This window comes from Mesorhizobium sp. M2E.F.Ca.ET.219.01.1.1 (assembly GCF_004016445.2).
Taxonomy (GTDB): Bacteria; Pseudomonadota; Alphaproteobacteria; order Rhizobiales; family Rhizobiaceae; genus Mesorhizobium.
The window spans coordinates 559,863-578,098 of sequence record NZ_SADT02000005.1 but is presented as its reverse complement, the minus strand read 5'-3'; the positions used below and the strand labels follow the sequence as shown (position 1 = coordinate 578,098).

Sequence of the window (18,236 nt, the reverse complement as noted above, 5' to 3'; positions counted from 1 at the left end):
AGGCCATCGAGCGCTACATCGACTATTACAACCACCGCCGCATCAAATTGAAACTGAAAGGGCTGAGCCCTGTGCAATACAGGACCCAGCCCTTAAACCTACCCAGCTCAATGAACCGTCCAACTTTCGGGGGTCAGTTCACCGCGCCGGGCTTTCTTTGGCGCCATCGCTCATGGCGCCCTGGCCCTGACGTTCGCGCCCGCCATCTCCTCTTCTACAAGGAAAGGAGAACGCCATGACCGGAACAGCCAAGGCCACAGTCCATGTCGACAATGAGCGGGTGATCGTCACCGAATACCGCTTCGCACCGGGCGCCAACACCGGCTGGCACCGCCATGGCCACGACTATGTCGTGGTGCCGCTGATGGACGGCAAGGTGAAGCTGGTGACCAAGGACGGCGAGTCCTTCGCCGAAATGAAGAAAGGTGCGCCCTATTTCCGCAGGGAAGGCGTCGAGCATGACGTCGTCAACGCCAATGACGGCGAGTACGCCTTTATCGAGATCGAGCTGAAGTAGGCGAGTTGGCTAGCCATCACCTGCCATCTTGATGGCTAAGATCAATTGGCCTATATTCCCGTCATACGGAGTTTCAAATGGCCGAACCTCAGCTCTCAGTCCGTAGCGCAAAGGCGCGGGACCTTGCTCACCGACTTGCTCGTCGAGAAAATCGCTCCATAGCCGATGTGGTCGAACGCGCGCTTGAATCCTATGAGGTTCGGGAAGCTGGACGCGAACCCGCCTCCACCTTCTACGCTCGCTTGGCGGCAGCGAATGGCACCGACATCGATCTGGAGAAAATCATCCGCGAAGACCGCAAGGTTCACACGGGGCCAGAACTTTGATCTTCGTGGATACCAATGTGATGTCGGAGACACTCAAGAAGGCACCCGACGCAGCCGTTTTGGCCTGGCTTGTACGGAACGATGCGGAGCTTGCCCTTCCCACTGTGGCGATTGGTGAAATCGCCTTTGGCATCCAAAAGATACGGCCTGACGAGCGCGCCAACCGCCTGGAGCAAGGGCTTTCCCAGTGGCGCCATCGCTTTGCCGACCGTATTTTTGGCCTGACGGAAGAGGCTGCCCTGGTTTACGGCGAGATCATGGGAGCCGCCAAGCGCCAGGGCCGAGGCATGTCGGCTCCCGACGGCATGATTGCAGCAATCGCTCGCGTCAACGGCGGTCGGCTGGCAACACGCAATCTGAGCGACTTCAGCGCCGCTGGCCTTGATTTAATCTCACCGTGGGATTTCTGAGCTGCCCCTTGATCACCAGTCGGCGACGCGATCGCCGCCGGCGAACTGCGCGCTTTTGGCGGTATATTCGAAGAGCTCGATCCTCACGCCGTTGGGATCGGTGATCCAGGCTTGGTACGTGTCGTCGCAGGCGAGCTTCTTCGGCGTTACCTCGAAGCCTTTCGATCGGATATGGGCGATCGCAGCCTCGATATCTTCCACCTCCAGGCAGAAGTGGTTGATCTGGTTGCGGTCGCTGTAGCTGGCCTCGTGCTTTTCAAAGACCTCGACATGGCTGCGGCCGCCGCAGTCGAGATAGAAGCCGAAAATCCTGCCGTCGCGCAGGAAATTGAACCTTGTGTCCATGCCAAGCACGTCGCGGTAGAAGGAGCGCGTCGCCTCCAGGTCATGCGCGAAGATGCAGACATGGGCGAGCTGCTTCACTTTGATCATGGCTGGTTCCTTTCGGCCCCCGCCGAATCCGCAGCGCTGTCTCGACCTGACCTTAGGTCGGCGGCGTGCCGTTTTCGGCCAGCACGGCGCCAGCGAAATAGAGCGAGCCGCCGATGAGAATCCGCGGCGCCGGGCCGTCCCAGGAGTCGCGCAACAGCATCAGCGCGCTGGCGACGGAGCTGACGGGCTCGGCCGACAGGCCCGCTTCTTCGGCCCGCAACGCCAGCTCGTCGTTCGGCACGCCGGCATCGCTGTTGGTCACCGGGACGGTGTAAACATGGCGGGCGAGCCCCTTGAAGGCACTGAAATAGCCGGTCTGGTCCTTGGTGTTGATCATGCCGGAAATCAGCACCAGCGGCCTCGGATTCTTCTCCTCCTGCTCGGCCAGCGCCTCGGCGATGACGATGCCGGCGCCGGGATTGTGGCCGCCGTCCAGCCAGATGTCGGACCCTTTCGGCGCAAGCTCCGCCAGCTTGCCCTGCGTCAGCTTCTGCATGCGTGCCGGCCAGGCGACATGGGTCATCGCCCGCTCGGCGGCGCGATGGCCGATCTCGAAGCCGGCCGCCTTGACGGCGGCGATCGCCGCGGCGGCGTTGGCGTATTGATGGCGCCCGGGCAGACGCGGCAAAGGCAGGTCCATCAACCCGTCCTCGTCCTGGTAGACCATGCGGCCGTTCTCCTCGAAAGCGAGGAAATCCTGGCCATAGATCACGGTCGGGCAATCCAGCCGCTCGGCCGTCTCGATCAGCACCTGAAGCGCGGTGTCGCTTTCCTGGGCGCCGATCACCACCGGGCAGCCGCGCTTCATGATGCCCGCCTTCTCGGCAGCGATCAGCTCGACGCGGTCGCCGAGATAGGCTTCGTGGTCCATCGAGATCGGCATGATCACCGAAACCGCTGGACGCTTGATGACGTTGGTGGCGTCGAAACGGCCGCCGAGGCCGACCTCGATGATCGCCGCCTCCGCCGGATGCTCCGAAAACAGGATGAAGGTGACGGCGGTGAGAATCTCGAAAACGGTGATCTTCTGGCCTTGATTGGCCTCGGCGACGCGGGCGATGGCCTCGGCGAAAATGTCGTCTTCGACGAGCTTGCCGCCGCCTTCGGCCGCCAGCCGGTAGCGCTCATGCCAGTTCACCAGATGCGGCGACGTGTGGACGTGGACGAGATGGCCCGCCGCCTCCAGCAGCGCGCGCGAGAAGGCGGCGCAGGAGCCCTTGCCATTGGTGCCGGCGATGTGGATGACCGGCGGCAGCCGGTCCTGCGGGTTGCCGAGGCGTTCGAGAAGCCGGGTGACGCGATCCAGCGAAAGGTCGAAGCCTTTCGGATGCAGCGTCATCAGATGTTCGATTTCGCGTTCGGCGGAGAGCGTTGTCATGGTGGAATCCTAGCGCATGCTTCCGAAACCGGGAATCGGTTTCGGAACGGCCATGCGCAAATCAGAGGCTACAGCATGCAAGACGAGGCGCAAATCGCGGTTCGCGGCGACGATGTCGCGTCGGGCCGATATCCCGTCAGGCCTGCGGCCGCGCCTCGGCGTTGACCACTGCCGGCGGCAGGATTTCCGGCTCCAGCGGCTTCTCGGCTTGCGGCACCTTGAGCAGCATCTTCAGGAGCCGTGCGATGGTCTGGCGCATCTCGAGGCGCGAGACGACCATGTCGACCATGCCGTGCTCCATCAGATATTCGGCGCGCTGGAAGCCGTCGGGCAGTTTTTCGCGAATGGTCTGCTCGATGACGCGCGGGCCGGCAAAGCCGATCAGCGCGCCGGGCTCGGCAATGTGGACGTCGCCCAGCATGGCATAGGAAGCCGTGACGCCGCCCGTGGTGGGGTTGGTCAGCACGACGATATAGGGCAGGCCTGCTTCCTTCAGCCGGTCGACGCCGACCGTGGTGCGCGGCAATTGCATCAGCGACAAGATGCCTTCCTGCATGCGGGCGCCGCCGGAGGCGGCGAACAGGATCAGCGGCCGCCTGCGCTGGAGCGCGACCTCGAAGGCGTGAACGATGGCTTCACCGGCGGCCATGCCGAGTGAGCCGCCCATGAAGGCGAAGTCCTGCACGGTGACCACCACCGGAAGGCCTTCGATGGTGCCAACCGCGTTGAGGATAGCGTCTTCCAGGCCGGTCTTCGTCTTCGCTTCTTTCAGACGGTCGGTGTAGCGCTTCTCGTCGCGGAACTTCAGCGGGTCCTGGACGACCTTGGGATTCTCCAGCACCTCGTATTTGCCGTCGTCGAAGAAGTATTTCAGCCGCTCCCTGGCCGAGATCTTCATGTGGTGGCCGGAAGCCGGGATGACGAACTGGTTGGACTCGAGATCCTTGTGGAAGATCATCTCGCCGGTCTCGGGATCCTTGATCCAGAGGTTTTCCGGCATGTCGGTGCGCCGGCCGAGCATCGAATTGATCTTCGGGCGAACGTAGTTCGTGATCCAGTTCATCGCTTCGGCTCCTGTACCTACGAGAAAGAGGTAGGAAAACTATTCGGCGGCAGCAAGGCGCGCCGCGCGGACGCCCTGGGCAAGGCCGCTGACCAGGGTGGCGACGGCTTCGGCCGGATCGGCCGTCTTTTCGCCCTTTGGCCCCAGCACATTGGCGATCGCGTTGACGATCGCCGTGCCGACCACGACGCCGTCAGCCGAGGCGCCGATGACACGCGCCTGCTCGGCGGTCTTGACGCCGAAGCCGACGCAGACCGGCAACGCCGTATGGCCCTTGATGCGGGTGACCGCCGCCGAGACCTTGGCGGTGTCGGCCAGCGCCGAGCCGGTGATGCCGGTCATCGAGACGTAATAGACGAAGCCGGAGGTGTTCTCCAGAACCTTGGGCAGGCGCTTGTCGTCGGTGGTCGGCGTCGCCAGCCGGATGAAGTTGACGCCGGCCTTCAGCGCCGGAATGCAGAGCTCCTCGTCCATCTCCGGCGGAAGATCGACGACGATCAGCCCGTCGATGCCGCTTGCCTTGGCATCCGCGAGGAAGCGATCGACGCCATAGATGTAGATCGGATTGTAATAGCCCATCAGCACGATCGGCGTCTCGTCGTCGCCGGCGCGGAAATCCGACGCCATCTTCAGCGTCCTGGCCAGCGTCTGGCCGCCTTTCAGCGCCCGAAGACCCGCCGCCTGGATCGCCGGACCGTCGGCCATCGGGTCGGAGAAAGGCATGCCGAGCTCGATGACGTCGCTGCCGGAGGCGGGCAGCGCCTTCATGATCGACAGCGAAGTGTCATAGTCGGGGTCGCCACCCATGATGTAGGTGACCAGGGCCGGACGGCCCTCGGCCTTGAGCTTCGCCATGCGGCGGTCGATGCGGGTGGTCATTGTCAGATCTCCATGCCCAGCATGTTGGCCACCGTATGCACGTCCTTGTCGCCGCGGCCGGACAGATTGACGATGACGAGCTGGTCCTTGTCCATCTTGGGCACGATCTTCATCGCATGGGCGATGGCATGCGCCGATTCCAGCGCTGGGATGATGCCTTCGACCCGGGTGGTGAGCTGGAAGGCCTCCAGCGCCTCGTCGTCGAGGATCGGCTCATACTGGACGCGGCCGGAATCGCGCAGCCAGGAGTGCTCCGGACCGACGCCGGGATAATCGAGGCCGGCCGAGATCGAATGGCCGTCGAGGATCTGGCCGTCGGCGTTCTGCAACAGATAGGTGCGGTTGCCGTGCAGCACGCCGGGCTTGCCGGCATTCATCGAGGCGCAATGCTCGACGCCATCGAGGCCGCGCCCGCCGGCCTCGATGCCGATGATGCGGACATCCTTGTCGTCGAGGAAGGGATGGAAGAGACCGATGGCGTTGGAGCCGCCGCCGACGGCGGCGATGATGACGTCCGGCAGCCGGCCTTCCTGCTCCAGCATCTGGGCGCGGGCTTCCGAGCCGATCACCGACTGGAAGTCGCGCACCAGCTCCGGATAGGGATGCGGGCCGGCGGCGGTGCCGATCAGGTAATAGGTGTCCTCGACATTGGTGACCCAGTCGCGCAGGGCCTCGTTCATGGCGTCCTTCAGCGTGCCGTGGCCGGCGGTGACCGGCCGCACCTCGGCGCCGAGCAGCTTCATGCGGAAGACGTTGGGGCTCTGGCGGGCGACATCGGTGGCGCCCATGTAGACGACGCAGGGATAGCCGAAACGCGCCGCGACGGTGGCCGAGGCAACGCCGTGCTGGCCGGCGCCGGTCTCCGCGATGATGCGCTTCTTGCCCATGCGCTTGGCGAGCAGGATCTGGCCGAGGCAGTTGTTGATCTTGTGCGAGCCGGTATGGTTGAGGTCCTCGCGCTTGAAATAGACCTTGGCGCCGCCGAGATGCTTTGTCAGCCCTTCGGCGAAATAAAGCTTCGACGGCCGTCCGGCATAGTGGGTCGACAGGTTCTGCAGCTCGGCCTTGAATTCCGGATCGTTCTTGGCCTTGTTCCACTGCTCTTCGAGGTCGAGGATCAGCGGCATCAGCGTTTCGGCAACGAAACGGCCGCCGAAAATGCCGAACATTCCCTGCTCGTCGGGTCCGGTGCGGAAGGAATTGGGCATAGCCGGCTTGTTCATCGCCGCTCTCCTAATGTGAATGTGCTTCAGGCGGCGCGGTCGTCGCGCGCGGCCCTGACGGCCCGGAAAAACTGCTCGATCAGCGCCGGATCCTTGACGCCCGGAGCGCTTTCCACGCCGGACGAAATATCTATCCCAGGCGGGTTGGCCAGTCTCAGGGCATCGCCGATATTGGCGGCGTTGAGCCCACCGGAAAGCATGTAATCGAGCCCGACGTCAAGGCCGGCAAGGACGCGCCAGTCGAAGGCGACGCCGTTGCCGCCCGGCAGTTGCGATCCCTTCGGCGGCTTGGCGTCGAACATGAAACGATCGGCAATCCCGACGAACGGCTTTATACGCTCGATATCGGCTGCCTCGCTGACGGAAAACACCTTCATGACCGGCAGGCCATAGCGGGCCTTGAGCTCGGCCACGCGCCCGGGCGTTTCCGAACCATGCAGCTGCAGCATGTCCGGCTGCATCTTGGCGACGATCTCGTCGAGAAAGGCATCATCGGCGTCGACCGTAACGGCAACCGCCAAGGCCTTGCCGCGCGCCGCTTCGCGCAGGCGGCCAGCCTCGGCCGGCTCGACATAGCGTGGGCTCTTGGGGAAGAAAATAAAGCCGACATGGCTGGCGCCGCCGGCAAGGGCGGCAGCCATCGCGGCGTCGGTCTTCAATCCGCAGATCTTGATGTCGAGCGTCATTGCGCGGGCTTGGCACGAAACGGGAAAAGAGTCGAGAAAAAGCATGCTGTTGCCGGCGCGGCGGAAAACGCTACCTTCATAACGGGACCACAGGCGGGAGCAGGACAATCATGGCCGACCGGACCGTTGCCGAACTCAGGCAGAAGATCGCCCAGGCGCGCGAGGTGATCGCGCATCTGATGGACAAGGCCGCCTTCAACGGCGCCGAGGCGCACCGGGCTCTGGAGTATTTCGGCAGCGATGCCTTCGACCGGGATTTTCTGCCCTGGCCGCATATCGAGGAAGGGTTGCGGCCGGAGGAATTGAACGCGGCGAACGATGATTGAAGGTTCATAGGGTGCCAACCGTAACTTCGTCATCCTAGGGCGGAGCGACGCGAAGCGGCGCGTAGACCCTAGGATCCATGCCGTTACATCGGCCGAAGAGTGCCGCGGTTGAGAGTAAAATGCCGTTCCGAGGCGCCTACCGTCAATGCAAAGCGACTTCTGAACCGCTGCGGCGCTCGCACGTCGCGGCATGGATCCTAGGGTCTGCGCTCGTCGCTCCGCTCCTCACTTCGCCCTAGGATGACGACGCTGAGATGGCTCGGCTAATCTCCGGCGTTTGCGCTAGCAGTGGCAGCGTACTTCGCATTGCGCCATCAGCTGCCCTACTCGAACACAATAGCCTGCAGCGCCCCGCCATTCCGCTTCAGCCAGTCCTTGCAGCGGTCGGTGTCGGGGCAGAGCTTCTCGCACAGCTTCCAAAATTTCGGGCCGTGGTTCATCTCCTTGAGATGCGCCACCTCATGTGCCACCAGATAGTTTATCACCGCTGGCGGCGCCATCATGATGCGCCAGGAGAAGGAGAGATTGCCCTCCGAGGTGCATGACCCCCAGCGGCTGGAGGTATCCTTGTACCTTATCGCCTTGGCGCGCTTGCCGATCGCCTCGGTGTGCTTGACCACCAGCCTCTCGATCTCCTTCTTGGCCTCGCGCTTGAGGTAATCGGCGATGCGGCGCGGCAGATGGATGCGCTCGCCATGAACGACCAACAGCGGGCCGCGATCGTCGCGCAGGATGGTGACGGTGCCGCGCTTCGACGGTTCATGCACGATGCGATGCGGCACGCCGCGGATTGGGATTTTTATGCCGGGCCGCACCTGCGGCCTTGTCGGCACCTTGGCCAGACGCTGCTCCAGCCAGTCCTGGTGGCGGTCGAGGAATTTTTCCACCTCGCCGCGGCGCAGGCCTGGCGGCACGGTGACGCGCAGGCCCTGGCCGCCGGAATCGATGCGCAAAGTGAGCCGCCTGGCCCTGGCGCTTTCGACGATTTTCAGCGGCAGCGTGCGGCCGGCGACGCAATGTTCGCGCTCCACGACAGGCGTGGGCTTTGGCTTGGTCAGATTGCGAAAGAAGCCGAGGGTCATGGCTGGACGATACGCGATTCGAGAAAAACGGCCAGTGGAGGGAAGCTACAAAGAGAACAAAAAAGAAACGGCGCCGCAAGATGCGACGCCGCATATCATGCCGAGACCTGTCGCGTGGCCTCAGTCGTCGAGCAGGTTCGTGCCCTTACCGCGCTTGGAAGCGGGCTTGTCGGCCGAGTCGGTGGTGGTCGGCGCGGTATGCTTGTTGCGCTGGGCCATGAAGCGGTCGAATTCGTCCTGGTCCTTGGCGCGGCGCAGCTCGCGGGCGTAGTCGTCGAACTCGGTCAACATCTCGTCGAGCTTGCGGCGCTCTTCGGCCAGGCGCTCCAGTTCCTTCTCGCGCCAGTCGTCGAAGGCGACGTTGCCGGTGCGGGCCGAGCCGTGGCCCCAGCGGGCCGCCTTGTCGGAGCCGCGGCGACAGCCGGCGAAGATGCCGTCGGTCGCGCGGTTGACGTCACGCTTGAACCCTTCCAGCCGGTCGCCCCAGATGATGTAGGCGAGCATGGCGAAGCCGAGCGGCCAGAACACCATGAAGCCGATGACCATCAGCGCGATGGTGGCCGGCGTCCAGGCCGGACGGATCAATGCAGTCGTATTCATTTCTCCCAATCCTTCCATTGGAGACAGCCAAACCGGCTGCGTAGAATCGAAATGGGAAGGCGGAATCGGCGATTCAAGGCAAGTCCGGCTAAAACTGGCGAAGCATCTGAAATGATTATCGCTTTTTGAGTTTTTCCAGGAAAAGCACTGCCATTCCGGCAACCAGCCCCCAAAATGCCGCGCCGACGCCGAAGAGCGTGAGCCCCGAAGCCGTCACGGCGAAGGTGACGGTGGCCGGCATGCGGTCGCCAGCGTCATGAAGGGCTATCGACAGCGCGTTGGCCAGGGGCGCCGTCAAGGCAAGCCCCGCGACCAGCACGATCAGGCTTTGCGGCAGAACGGCGAAGATCGCCACGAGCGAGGCGCCGAAGATCGCGAAGATGAGATAGGCGAGCGCGTAGAACGGCCCGGTCTTCCACCGCTCGGCCGGATCTGGATGGACGTCGGGGCCGGTGCAGATTGCGGCCGAGATCGCAGCGAGATTGGTGGTCGCGGCGCCGAACGGCGCCGAGAGCAGCGAGAACAGGCCGGTGACGCCGATCAGGGGGCCGGGTTCGGGGTGGTAGCCCGCGGCGCGCAGCACCGCGAGGCCGGAAAGGTTCTGCGAGGCCATGGTTACCAGATAGAGCGGCAGGGCAAGGCCGATGATCGCCGAAACGGTGAATTGCGGCGCAATGAACGTCAATGTCGACAGTTCCGGCACCGGCAGGCTGCCGACGCGGCCGGTGAGGAAAGCGGCAAGCCCGCCGCCGATCAGCACCACCAGCACCGATAGAGCCGGATTGAACAGGCGGATGACGAAGAAGGCGGCGATCAGCGGCAGGATGAGCCAGGGATCGGCGGGAATGGTCTTCACCGCGTTGACGGCGAAGCTGACCAGGATGCCGGCCAGCATGCCGGACGCGACCGAGGCCGGGATCTGCGCGATCAGCCGGGTCAGCGGCTTGAACAGGCCGGTGGCGACCAGAAGGACACCGGTGACCATGAAGGCGCCCACGGCCTGCGGCATCGTGAAACCGCTGGAGGCCGCGATCAGCGCGAGACCCGGCGTCGACCAGGCGGTGATGACCGGCATCTTCGTGCGCCAGGACAGCCACAGGCATTCGATCGTCATGGCCAGGCAGATCGCCGTCACGCCGCTCGCGGTCTCGATCTGGGTGGCGCCGACCGCTTTGGCGGCGGCGATGACGAGGGCCAGCGTGCCGCCAAAGCCGACGATCGCGGCGACGAAGGCGGATATCGGGATGGAGATGCGCATGGTCAGGCGGCCCGCCTGACCATGTCGGCGACGGCGCGCTTCAGCATGCCGAGATCCGCGGGACGGGACAGGCGATGATCGCCATCGGGGATCAGCGACAGCGTCACATCGTCGGCGGGCAGCATCGATGCGAGCTTCAGTGCATGGCTGGACGGCACGTCCGGATCGGCAAGGCCCTGCAATATGTGCACCGGACAGTGCGTGTCGATCGGTCCGGTCATGACCCGGTTGGCGCGGCCGTCCTCGATCAGCGCTCGGGTGTAGATATAAGGCTCGTCCGAATAGTCGGACGGCTCGGCGAAAAACCCCTTTTTCGAAAGATCGCGCTTCTGTGCCTTGGTCAGCACCGGTTCGATCAACTCGATTGTGAAGTCAGGCGCCGGCGCAAGCAGCACGAGACCGGCCACGCGGTCGTCGCCCGCCCGGCGCAATTCCTGCACCATGCGCAGCGCAATCCACGCCCCCATCGAGGAGCCGACCAGGATCTGTTTGCCCTGGCTGAACCGGCGGAAGACGGCAAGGCTCTCGGCCAGCCATCTGGAGATCGTGCCGTCGGCGAATTCGCCGCCCGACTCGCCGTGGCCGGAATAGTCGTGGCGCAGATAGGCGTGGCCCTCGTGAGCGGCCCAGGCGGCAAGCGTCTCCGCCTTCGTGCCCAGCATGTCGGACTTGTAGCCGCCGAGCCAAACGATGCCTGGCGCAGCGCCGGGCGCCTGCCTGACAGCGATGCTCGACCCGTTCACATCGATGAAAACCGGAACACTGGCGGCCATGGGGGCTTGTCCTTTCCGCCGGTCTTTTGACACAGGCGGTGGTTCAACGAAAAGTGCTCGCGGCGTTTCTTTGCTTGGTGCAGGTAAAGGCAAGCGGACAGGTGATTTTCCAACCAGCCTATGCTATTGACTCCGGCCGCGCGCTCACCACATAGGCGCGTCCACCTATTTCGCATCTGAAGAAACCCTGAACGAAACGGCCGAGGAGACCACGACCATTCGCAGACCTTTCAAAGCAGCGGCACCCACCAAGGACGGGCCGCGCTCCAATCGAGACATCCGGGTACCCCGGGTCCAGCTTATCGACGCCGACGGCCAGAACCGTGGCGATGTTTCCATCAACGACGCGCTGCTGCTGGCCGAAGAGGCTGGGCTCGATCTCGTCGAGATATCGCCCAATGCGGTGCCGCCGGTCGTCAAGATCCTCGATCTCGGCAAGCTGAAATACGCCAACCAGAAGAAGGCGGCCGAAGCGCGCAAGAACCAGAAGGTCATCGAGATCAAGGAGATCAAGATGCGCCCGAACATCGACAGTCATGACTACGAGACCAAGATGAAGGCGGTGCGGCGCTTCTTCGAGGAAGGCGATAAGGTCAAGCTGACGCTGCGCTTCCGCGGCCGCGAGATGGCGCATATGGAGCTCGGCATGCAGCTTCTGAACAAGGTGCGCGAGGAAGTGTCGACGATCGCCAAGGTCGAGGCGGAGCCGAAGCTCGAGGGCCGCCAGATGATGATGGTTCTGGCGCCGCGCTAAATCCCGCCAAAATCATAGTGCAGGGCGTCCCGACGATCGGCGGGACGCCTGTTTTCTATCCGATCGCGGGCAAATCGACGATCGCTTCGCGATCGCGAGTAAACGATCGGGTTTTTCCTCATGGCCGATGAAGTGAAGTCCAAGCCTGCTCGGCGAACGCCGGGTCTCGGTGGCTATCAGCATATGCGCCGCCTCGTGCTGGCCGTTCTGATCGTGGTGCTGTTTGCCGCGCTTCTGTTCGGCCAGTCGACTTTTCCGCCGAACACGCCCGTGCACGAGTCGATCGAGATGTTCGGCGTGCTTCTGATCTTCCTCGGCATAGTCGGGCGGCTGTGGTCGACGCTCTATATCGGCGGGCGCAAATCCTCCGAAGTGGTCACCGGCGGGCCCTATTCGATCACCCGCAACCCGCTCTATCTGTTCTCGACGGTGGCCGCCGCCGGCGTCGGCGCGCAGATCGGCTCGTTTTCAGGCATCATTCTCTTTGCGCTGCTGTGCGCCGGCGCGTTCCACATCGTCATCCTGCGCGAGGAGCGCTATCTGAAGGAAGTTCTTGGCGCCCCTTATGCGGCCTATCTTGCCAAGGTGCCGCGCTTCTTCCCGAACCTTTCGCTCTATCAGGAGGGCGACACCGGCAGCTTCAGGCCGCGCCTGCTGTTGAACACGCTGCTCGACGGCCTGGTGTTCCTGGTGGCGCTGCCGGCCTTCGAGCTGATCGACGGCGCGCAGCAAACTGGAGTGCTGCCGGTGTGGTTCACGCTGCCGTAGGGTGGCTGATATTCAGGTGAGGCCGGCCTGCGAACGGCGGCTTCTTGCGCTTCCGGTGCTCACGTACTTTAAGTACGCTCCGCTCCGGTTCTCGGAAACCACCATTCTCGACTCGGCCTGACCTGAATCTCAACCACCCTACCCAGCGGGACACCGCGTCGCATCGGTTGAGGTGTTGCACCCGGGCCGTCTTTGATCTATAGGACCGCCGTTCCAAGAAAACCGCCCGGCAGGGCATGCCGTGGCGGTTTCATTTGCTTTTCGGGCTTTGGTCGGCCCGAAGCGAGAAAAGAAGCGCGATGGTGCGCCACCAATACGGAGTAGCAAAATGCCCAAGATGAAGACCAAATCGGCCGCCAAGAAGCGGTTCAAGATTACTGCCACCGGCAAGGTGCTGTCGGCTGCCGCCGGCAAGCGCCACGGCATGATCAAGCGTTCCAACAAGTTCATTCGCGATGCCCGCGGCACGATGGTTCTGGCTGAACCGGACGGCAAGAAGGTCATCAAGAATTTTCTGCCGAACGGCCTCTAATCCCTCGGCTTGGACAACGTTTTAAGGAGATCATGACATGGCACGCGTAAAGAGAGGCGTTACCGCCCACGCCAAGCACAAGAAGGTCCTGAAAGCCGCCAAGGGTTTCTACGGCCGCCGCAAGAACACCATCCGCATCGCCAAGCAGGCGGTGGAAAAGTCGCTGCAGTACGCCTACCGCGACCGCAAGAACCGCAAGCGCTCGTTCCGCGCGCTGTGGATCCAGCGCATCAACGCGGCGGTGCATGAGCACGGCCTGACCTATGGCCGCTTCATCGACGGCCTCAACAAGGCCGGCATCGAGATCGACCGCAAGATCCTTTCGGACATGGCCATCCACGAGCCGCAGGCTTTCGCCGCGCTGGTCGCCAAGGCCAAGGTTGCGCTCGAATATCTGAAGAACACCACGCCGAATGCTTTTGAGAGCGCTGTCGCCTAAGCCAGCGCTTCCCAAGCATTTCTAGTACTGATTTGGGGAACCCGCGCTGGCACGGCTGGCGCGGGTTCTTTTTTGGCCCCCGATGTAACCAAAATGGCACCCGCGTTACCAAAATCGTGACGCGCTGGCGCCCGCCACCGAATAGAAAGAATTTCGCCGTGAACGCCACCGCTGGAAATCTTGAAGCCCTGGAAGCTTCGTTGCTTGCCGAGATCGCGGCGGCCTCGGACGAGGCCGCAATCGAGGCGGTGCGCGTCTCGGCGCTGGGCAAGAAGGGCTCGGTCTCCGAAATGCTGAAGACGCTGGGCGCGATGAGCGCCGAGGAGCGGCAGGTGAAGGGCCCGGCGATCAACGGTTTGAAGAACCGCGTCACCGAGGCGCTCGCCCAGCGCAAGGCGGAGCTGAAGGATGTGGCGATCGCCGCCCGGCTCGCCGCCGAGAAGGTCGATGTCACGCTCCCTGTGCGCCAGTCGCCGGCCGAGCGCGGCCGCATCCATCCGATCAGCCAGGTGATCGACGAGATCGCGGCGATCTTCGGCGATCTCGGCTTCTCGATCGCCGAAGGCCCGGATATCGAGACCGACTATTACAATTTCACGGCGCTGAATTTCCCCGAGGGACATCCGGCGCGCGAGATGCACGACACCTTCTTCTTCCAGCCGGACGAGAAGGGCGAGCGCAAGCTGTTGCGCACGCATACCTCGCCCGTGCAGATCCGCACCATGGAGCGGCAGAAGCCGCCGATCCGCATCGTCATCCCCGGCAAGACCTACCGGCAGGATTCGGACGCCACGCACTCGCCGATGTTCCATCAGGTCGAGGGGCTGGTGGTCGACAAGACGGCCAATGTCGCCAACATGAAGTGGGTGCTGGAGGAGTTCTGCAAGGCCTTCTTCGAGGTGCCGTCGGTCAAGATGCGCTTCCGTCCGTCCTTCTTCCCGTTCACCGAGCCCAGCCTCGAGGTGGACATCCAGTGCGACCGCTCGCGTCCGGGCGAGGTGCGCTTCGGCGAAGGCTCCGACTGGATGGAGATCCTGGGCTGCGGCATGGTGCATCCCAACGTGCTGCGCGCCGGCGGGCTCGATCCCGACGAGTATCAGGGCTTTGCCTGGGGCATGGGCATCGATCGCATCGCCATGCTGAAATACGGCATGCCGGACCTGCGCGCCTTCTTCGACGCCGACGTGCGCTGGCTCAGCCATTACGGGTTCAGGCCGCTCGACCTGCCGACATTGTTCGGGGGGCTGTCTGCATGACGGCACCTCACACCGGCGGCTGCCGTTGCGGCGCGGTGCGGTTCGAGGCTTCGGCCGAGCCGCACCATATCAGCTATTGCCATTGCGGCGACTGCCGGCGCGCCAGCGGTGCGCCGGTGTCGGCCTTTGTCGGCTTCCTGGCCGATCAGGTCGCGCTCGAAGGCAAGTCGCTGAAAAGCTACCGCAATGGCCCGGTGGAGCGTTCCTTCTGCGGCATCTGTGGCTCGCCGATCGCCTATGTCGATAAGCGGCTCGACAACAAGATCTATTTCATGCTCGGCGCCATGGACATGCCGGCCTATTTCAAGCCGACGCTGCATGCCTATGTGCGTGAGCAACTGCCCTTCCTGCACATGCCGGACGATTTGCCCAGGCATCTGAAGACCAGCGTGCCCCGACCAGAAGGGCAAGGACAAAACGGAACAGAACCATGAAATTCACCCTCTCCTGGCTGAAGGACCATCTCGAGACCGACGCCTCGCTTGCCGAGATCGTGGAGCGGCTGACCGCCATCGGCCTCGAAGTCGAACATGTCGACGACAAGGCAGGCTTGAGACCCTTCGTCATCGCCAAGGTGCTGACGGCGGTGCAGCATCCCGATGCCGACCGGCTGCGGGTGCTCACCGTCGACACCGGCGACGGCAAGCCGCCGGTGCAGGTGGTGTGCGGCGCGCCGAATGCCCGCGCGGGAATGATCGGCGCCTTCGCCGCTCCCGGCACCTACATCCCGGGCATCGACGTGACGCTCTCGGTCGGCAAGATCCGCGGCGTCGAAAGCCATGGCATGATGTGCTCGGAACGTGAGCTGGAACTGTCGGACGAGCACAGCGGCATCATCGATTTGCCCGAAGACGCGCCGGTCGGCACCAGCTTCGCGGCTTACGCGCATCTCGACGATCCGGTGATCGAGATCAATTTGACGCCCAACCGCCCGGACGCGACCAGCGTCTACGGCATCGCGCGCGACCTCGCGGCGAGCGGGCTCGGCCGGCTCACCGGCGGCGCGATCATGCCGCATGCCGGCAACGGCCTGTGCCCGGTCAAGGTCACGATCGAGGCGCCGGAGCTTTGCCCGGGCTTCGCGCTCAGGCTGGTCAAGGGCGTCAAGAACGGCCCGTCGCCGAAATGGCTGCAGCAGCGGCTGATCGCCATCGGGCTCCGGCCGATCAGCGCGCTGGTCGACATCACCAATTACGTCACCTTCGACCGCGGCCGGCCGCTGCATGTGTTCGACGCGAAGAAGGTCGCCGGCAATCTCGTCGTGCGGCGCGCCAAGGACGGCGAGAAGGTGCTGGCGCTTGACGGGCGCGAATATACGCTGACGCCGGAAATGTGCGTGATTGCCGATGACAATGGCGTCGAATCGATCGCCGGCATCATGGGCGGCGAGCATTCGGGCTGCGACGAGAACACCACCGACGTGCTGATCGAATCCGCGCTCTGGGACCCGATCACCACCGCCCGCACCGGCCGCACGCTCGGCATCATTACCGACGCGCGCTACCGCTTCGAACGCGGCGTCGACCCCGAATTCATGGTGCCGGGCGTGGAGCTGGCGACCAAGCTGGTGCTCGATTTCTGCGGCGGCACGCCGTCCGAAATGGAGGTTGCCGGCTATGCCGGCCACAAGCCGATGGTCGTGTCCTTCCCGCTGTCGGAAGTGAAGCGGCTGACCGGCATCGAGGTGCCGAGGGAAGAAGCACTCGGTATCCTGACCCGTCTCGGCTTCGAGCCGCAGGGCTCGGGCGACGTCGTCAAGGTGAAGGTGCCGTCCTGGCGGCCGGACATCGACGGCAAGGCCGACCTGGTCGAGGAGGTGATGCGCATCCACGGCGTCGACAACATCGCGCCGCAGCCGCTCACCTCGCATGACGCCGTCAACGGCAAGATCCTGACCACGCTGCAGGTGCGCACCCGAGCGGCCAAGCGGGCGCTCGCCGTGCGCGGCATGATGGAGGCCGTCACCTGGTCGTTCATCCCGGCAAAGCACGCCGAGCTGTTCGGCGGCGGCCAGACGTCGCTGAAGCTCGCCAACCCGATCGCCGCCGACATGTCCGACATGCGGCCCTCGCTATTGCCCGGGCTGATCGCGGCCGCGCAGCGCAATGCCGACAAGGGCATCGGCGACGTGGCGCTTTTCGAGGTGTCGGGCACCTATGAGGGGGATGCATCCGACCAGCAGCGGCGCGTTGCCGCCGGTGTCAGGCGCGGCACCGCCAAGCTCGAAGGTTCGGGGCGCAGCTGGGCCGGCAATGCCGGACCGGTCGGCGTGTTTGACGCCAAGGCGGACGCGATCGCGGCGCTCGAAGCCTGCGGCGCGCCGGTCGACCGGCTGCAGATCGAGCCGGGCGGCCCGGCCTGGTACCATCCGGGACGCTCCGGCACGATCAAGCTCGGTCCGAAGACCGTGCTCGGCACTTTCGGCGAGTTCCATCCGAAGACGCTGGACGGGCTCGACGCCTCGGGACCGATCTGCGGCTTCGAGGTTTTTGTCGACGCCGTGCCGGAGCCGAAGGCCAAGCCGACGCGCACCAAGCCGAAGCTGGAACTGTCGCCCTTCCAGGCGGTGAAGCGCGACTTCGCCTTCGTCGTCGACAAGACTGTCGAGGCCGGCACGTTGGTGCGCGCGGCCTTGGCCGCCGACAAGAAGCTGGTCACCGGCGTTTCGGTGTTCGACGTCTTCGAGGGCGCATCGCTCGGCGAAGCCAAGAAGTCAATCGCCATCGAGGTCTCGATCCAGCCGGTCGAAAAAACGCTGACCGACGAGGATTTCGAGGCGCTCGCAAAACGCATCGTCGAGAACGTCAACAAGCAGACGGGCGGCGTGCTGCGCGCCTAATGCATTGCCGTCAGGTGGCGAATCGTCCTCCAAAGGGCGATGAGCCATCTCCGCTATTCTGGCCTGCCCTTCGAAGTCCAGCGCGCGGCGTTCCTCAGGATCGTCGCGGCCGACCCGCTGCTTGGCGAAACGCTGGCGCGGGTGCGGGCGCTTGCGCTGCCGGACTGGCTGGTGGTCTCCGGCGCGCTCTACAATAGCGTGTGGAACCATCTGACCGGCAAGCCGCCGGGCTACGGCATCAAGGATGTCGACCTGTTCTATTTCGACGACGCCGACCTTTCTTATGAGGCCGAGGACGCGGTGATCCGCCAGGCGGCACGGCATTTCGATGGGCTGCCGCTACCGGTCGAAGTGCGCAACCAGGCGCGGGTGCATCTGTGGTATCCGCAGAAATTCGGGCAGGAATGCCCGAGATATGCGAGTGCGAGCGAATCGGTGAGCTATTTCGCGTCGAAGACGCATGCGATTGGGGTGCGGTTCGGTGCTGATGGGGCGCTGGAGTTGGTGGCGCCGTTTGGGCTGGATGATGTTTTTTCGTTTCGCATCACGCCGAACCGGGCGCTGGATAATCAGCGGACGCATGAGGCGAAGGGGAAGCGGGCGCAGGCGTGCTGGCCGGAGATTGAGGTGGTGCCTTGGTAGAGGGTGCAGAGATAAGAAACGTCGGCGCGAGGCCCCCCTCTCTGCCCTGCCGG

The 18,236-nt window shown here is 63.9% G+C and carries 22 protein-coding genes and 1 pseudogene; 13 read left to right on the top strand and 10 right to left on the bottom strand.

The window, feature by feature from the left end:
• The 4 genes and pseudogenes from EN862_RS25930 to EN862_RS25915 all read left to right on the top strand — a co-directional run.
• Positions 1-95 (top strand): annotated as a pseudogene (locus tag EN862_RS25930) (IS3 family transposase); the annotation flags it as partial.
• A 140-nt stretch (positions 96-235) separates the two neighbouring features.
• Positions 236-517 carry a cupin domain-containing protein gene (locus EN862_RS25925; RefSeq protein WP_071031874.1) on the top strand — a complete coding sequence of 94 codons (282 nt, stop codon included), beginning with the start codon at positions 236-238 and terminating at the stop codon, positions 515-517.
• Positions 518-594: 77 nt separating this feature from the next.
• Positions 595-843, top strand: a complete 249-nt coding sequence (locus EN862_RS25920; RefSeq protein ID WP_127306390.1) for a plasmid stabilization protein — start codon at positions 595-597, stop codon at positions 841-843.
• Positions 840-1,253, top strand: a complete 414-nt coding sequence (locus EN862_RS25915) for a type II toxin-antitoxin system VapC family toxin (protein ID WP_127306389.1) — start codon at positions 840-842, stop codon at positions 1,251-1,253. Before EN862_RS25920 ends, EN862_RS25915 begins: the two co-directional genes overlap by 4 nt.
• 12 nt (positions 1,254-1,265) lie before the next feature.
• Here EN862_RS25915 and EN862_RS25910 read toward each other — a convergent pair whose 3' ends face one another.
• From EN862_RS25910 to EN862_RS25885, 6 genes are all read right to left on the bottom strand, one after another.
• Positions 1,266-1,685 (bottom strand): VOC family protein, encoded by a 420-nt coding sequence (locus tag EN862_RS25910; RefSeq protein ID WP_127866334.1) that lies wholly within the window; start codon positions 1,683-1,685, stop codon positions 1,266-1,268.
• A 52-nt stretch (positions 1,686-1,737) separates the two neighbouring features.
• On the bottom strand, positions 1,738-3,063 hold the full coding sequence (locus EN862_RS25905) for a folylpolyglutamate synthase/dihydrofolate synthase family protein (RefSeq protein WP_127866333.1): 1,326 nt from the start codon (positions 3,061-3,063) through the stop codon (positions 1,738-1,740).
• 136 nt (positions 3,064-3,199) lie between these two features.
• Positions 3,200-4,126 carry an acetyl-CoA carboxylase, carboxyltransferase subunit beta gene (gene accD / locus EN862_RS25900; protein WP_127866332.1) on the bottom strand — a complete coding sequence of 309 codons (927 nt, stop codon included), beginning with the start codon at positions 4,124-4,126 and terminating at the stop codon, positions 3,200-3,202.
• Positions 4,127-4,165: 39 nt separating this feature from the next.
• The gene (gene trpA / locus EN862_RS25895; protein ID WP_127866331.1) at positions 4,166-5,005 is read right to left on the bottom strand and encodes a tryptophan synthase subunit alpha; all 840 of its coding nucleotides are present in this window, start codon (positions 5,003-5,005) and stop codon (positions 4,166-4,168) included.
• Positions 5,006-5,007: 2 nt separating this feature from the next.
• A complete protein-coding gene (gene trpB, locus EN862_RS25890) occupies positions 5,008-6,228 on the bottom strand; it encodes a tryptophan synthase subunit beta (protein WP_127866330.1) in 1,221 nt (406 codons plus the stop codon).
• Between the two features lie 26 nt (positions 6,229-6,254).
• Positions 6,255-6,914, bottom strand: coding sequence for a phosphoribosylanthranilate isomerase (locus tag EN862_RS25885; RefSeq protein ID WP_127866329.1), 660 nt, complete (start codon positions 6,912-6,914; stop codon positions 6,255-6,257).
• A gap of 110 nt (positions 6,915-7,024) precedes the next feature.
• On the opposite strand from EN862_RS25885, the gene EN862_RS25880 reads away from it, so the two are divergent.
• The gene (locus tag EN862_RS25880) at positions 7,025-7,240 is read left to right on the top strand and encodes a hypothetical protein (RefSeq protein ID WP_112128996.1); all 216 of its coding nucleotides are present in this window, start codon (positions 7,025-7,027) and stop codon (positions 7,238-7,240) included.
• A 323-nt stretch (positions 7,241-7,563) separates the two neighbouring features.
• Here EN862_RS25880 and EN862_RS25875 read toward each other — a convergent pair whose 3' ends face one another.
• From EN862_RS25875 to EN862_RS25860, 4 genes are all read right to left on the bottom strand, one after another.
• A complete protein-coding gene (locus EN862_RS25875; RefSeq protein ID WP_127866328.1) occupies positions 7,564-8,322 on the bottom strand; it encodes a M48 family metallopeptidase in 759 nt (252 codons plus the stop codon).
• Between the two features lie 120 nt (positions 8,323-8,442).
• On the bottom strand, positions 8,443-8,922 hold the full coding sequence (locus EN862_RS25870; RefSeq protein ID WP_127866327.1) for a DUF2852 domain-containing protein: 480 nt from the start codon (positions 8,920-8,922) through the stop codon (positions 8,443-8,445).
• A gap of 115 nt (positions 8,923-9,037) precedes the next feature.
• On the bottom strand, positions 9,038-10,180 hold the full coding sequence (locus EN862_RS25865) for a benzoate/H(+) symporter BenE family transporter (protein WP_127866326.1): 1,143 nt from the start codon (positions 10,178-10,180) through the stop codon (positions 9,038-9,040).
• Positions 10,181-10,182: 2 nt separating this feature from the next.
• Positions 10,183-10,953: an alpha/beta hydrolase gene (locus EN862_RS25860; RefSeq protein ID WP_127866325.1), complete on the bottom strand. Its 771-nt coding sequence runs from the start codon at positions 10,951-10,953 to the stop codon at positions 10,183-10,185.
• 217 nt (positions 10,954-11,170) lie between these two features.
• On the opposite strand from EN862_RS25860, the gene infC reads away from it, so the two are divergent.
• The 8 genes from infC to EN862_RS25820 all read left to right on the top strand — a co-directional run bounded on the left by infC (position 11,171) and on the right by EN862_RS25820 (position 18,183).
• The gene (gene infC, locus EN862_RS25855; RefSeq protein ID WP_112128992.1) at positions 11,171-11,707 is read left to right on the top strand and encodes a translation initiation factor IF-3; all 537 of its coding nucleotides are present in this window, start codon (positions 11,171-11,173) and stop codon (positions 11,705-11,707) included.
• A 120-nt stretch (positions 11,708-11,827) separates the two neighbouring features.
• A complete protein-coding gene (locus tag EN862_RS25850; protein ID WP_127866324.1) occupies positions 11,828-12,475 on the top strand; it encodes an isoprenylcysteine carboxylmethyltransferase family protein in 648 nt (215 codons plus the stop codon).
• Positions 12,476-12,803: 328 nt separating this feature from the next.
• On the top strand, positions 12,804-13,007 hold the full coding sequence (rpmI, locus tag EN862_RS25845; RefSeq protein WP_027166935.1) for a 50S ribosomal protein L35: 204 nt from the start codon (positions 12,804-12,806) through the stop codon (positions 13,005-13,007).
• A gap of 37 nt (positions 13,008-13,044) precedes the next feature.
• Positions 13,045-13,446, top strand: a complete 402-nt coding sequence (rplT, locus tag EN862_RS25840; protein ID WP_071100686.1) for a 50S ribosomal protein L20 — start codon at positions 13,045-13,047, stop codon at positions 13,444-13,446.
• Positions 13,447-13,604: 158 nt separating this feature from the next.
• The gene (gene pheS, locus EN862_RS25835) at positions 13,605-14,702 is read left to right on the top strand and encodes a phenylalanine--tRNA ligase subunit alpha (protein WP_127866323.1); all 1,098 of its coding nucleotides are present in this window, start codon (positions 13,605-13,607) and stop codon (positions 14,700-14,702) included.
• A complete protein-coding gene (locus tag EN862_RS25830) occupies positions 14,699-15,136 on the top strand; it encodes a GFA family protein (protein WP_127866322.1) in 438 nt (145 codons plus the stop codon). Before pheS ends, EN862_RS25830 begins: the two co-directional genes overlap by 4 nt.
• Positions 15,133-17,541 (top strand): phenylalanine--tRNA ligase subunit beta, encoded by a 2,409-nt coding sequence (pheT, locus tag EN862_RS25825; protein WP_127866321.1) that lies wholly within the window; start codon positions 15,133-15,135, stop codon positions 17,539-17,541. Before EN862_RS25830 ends, pheT begins: the two co-directional genes overlap by 4 nt.
• Before the next feature lie 39 nt (positions 17,542-17,580).
• Positions 17,581-18,183, top strand: coding sequence for a nucleotidyltransferase family protein (locus EN862_RS25820; RefSeq protein ID WP_127866320.1), 603 nt, complete (start codon positions 17,581-17,583; stop codon positions 18,181-18,183).
• Positions 18,184-18,236 lie beyond the last annotated feature (53 nt).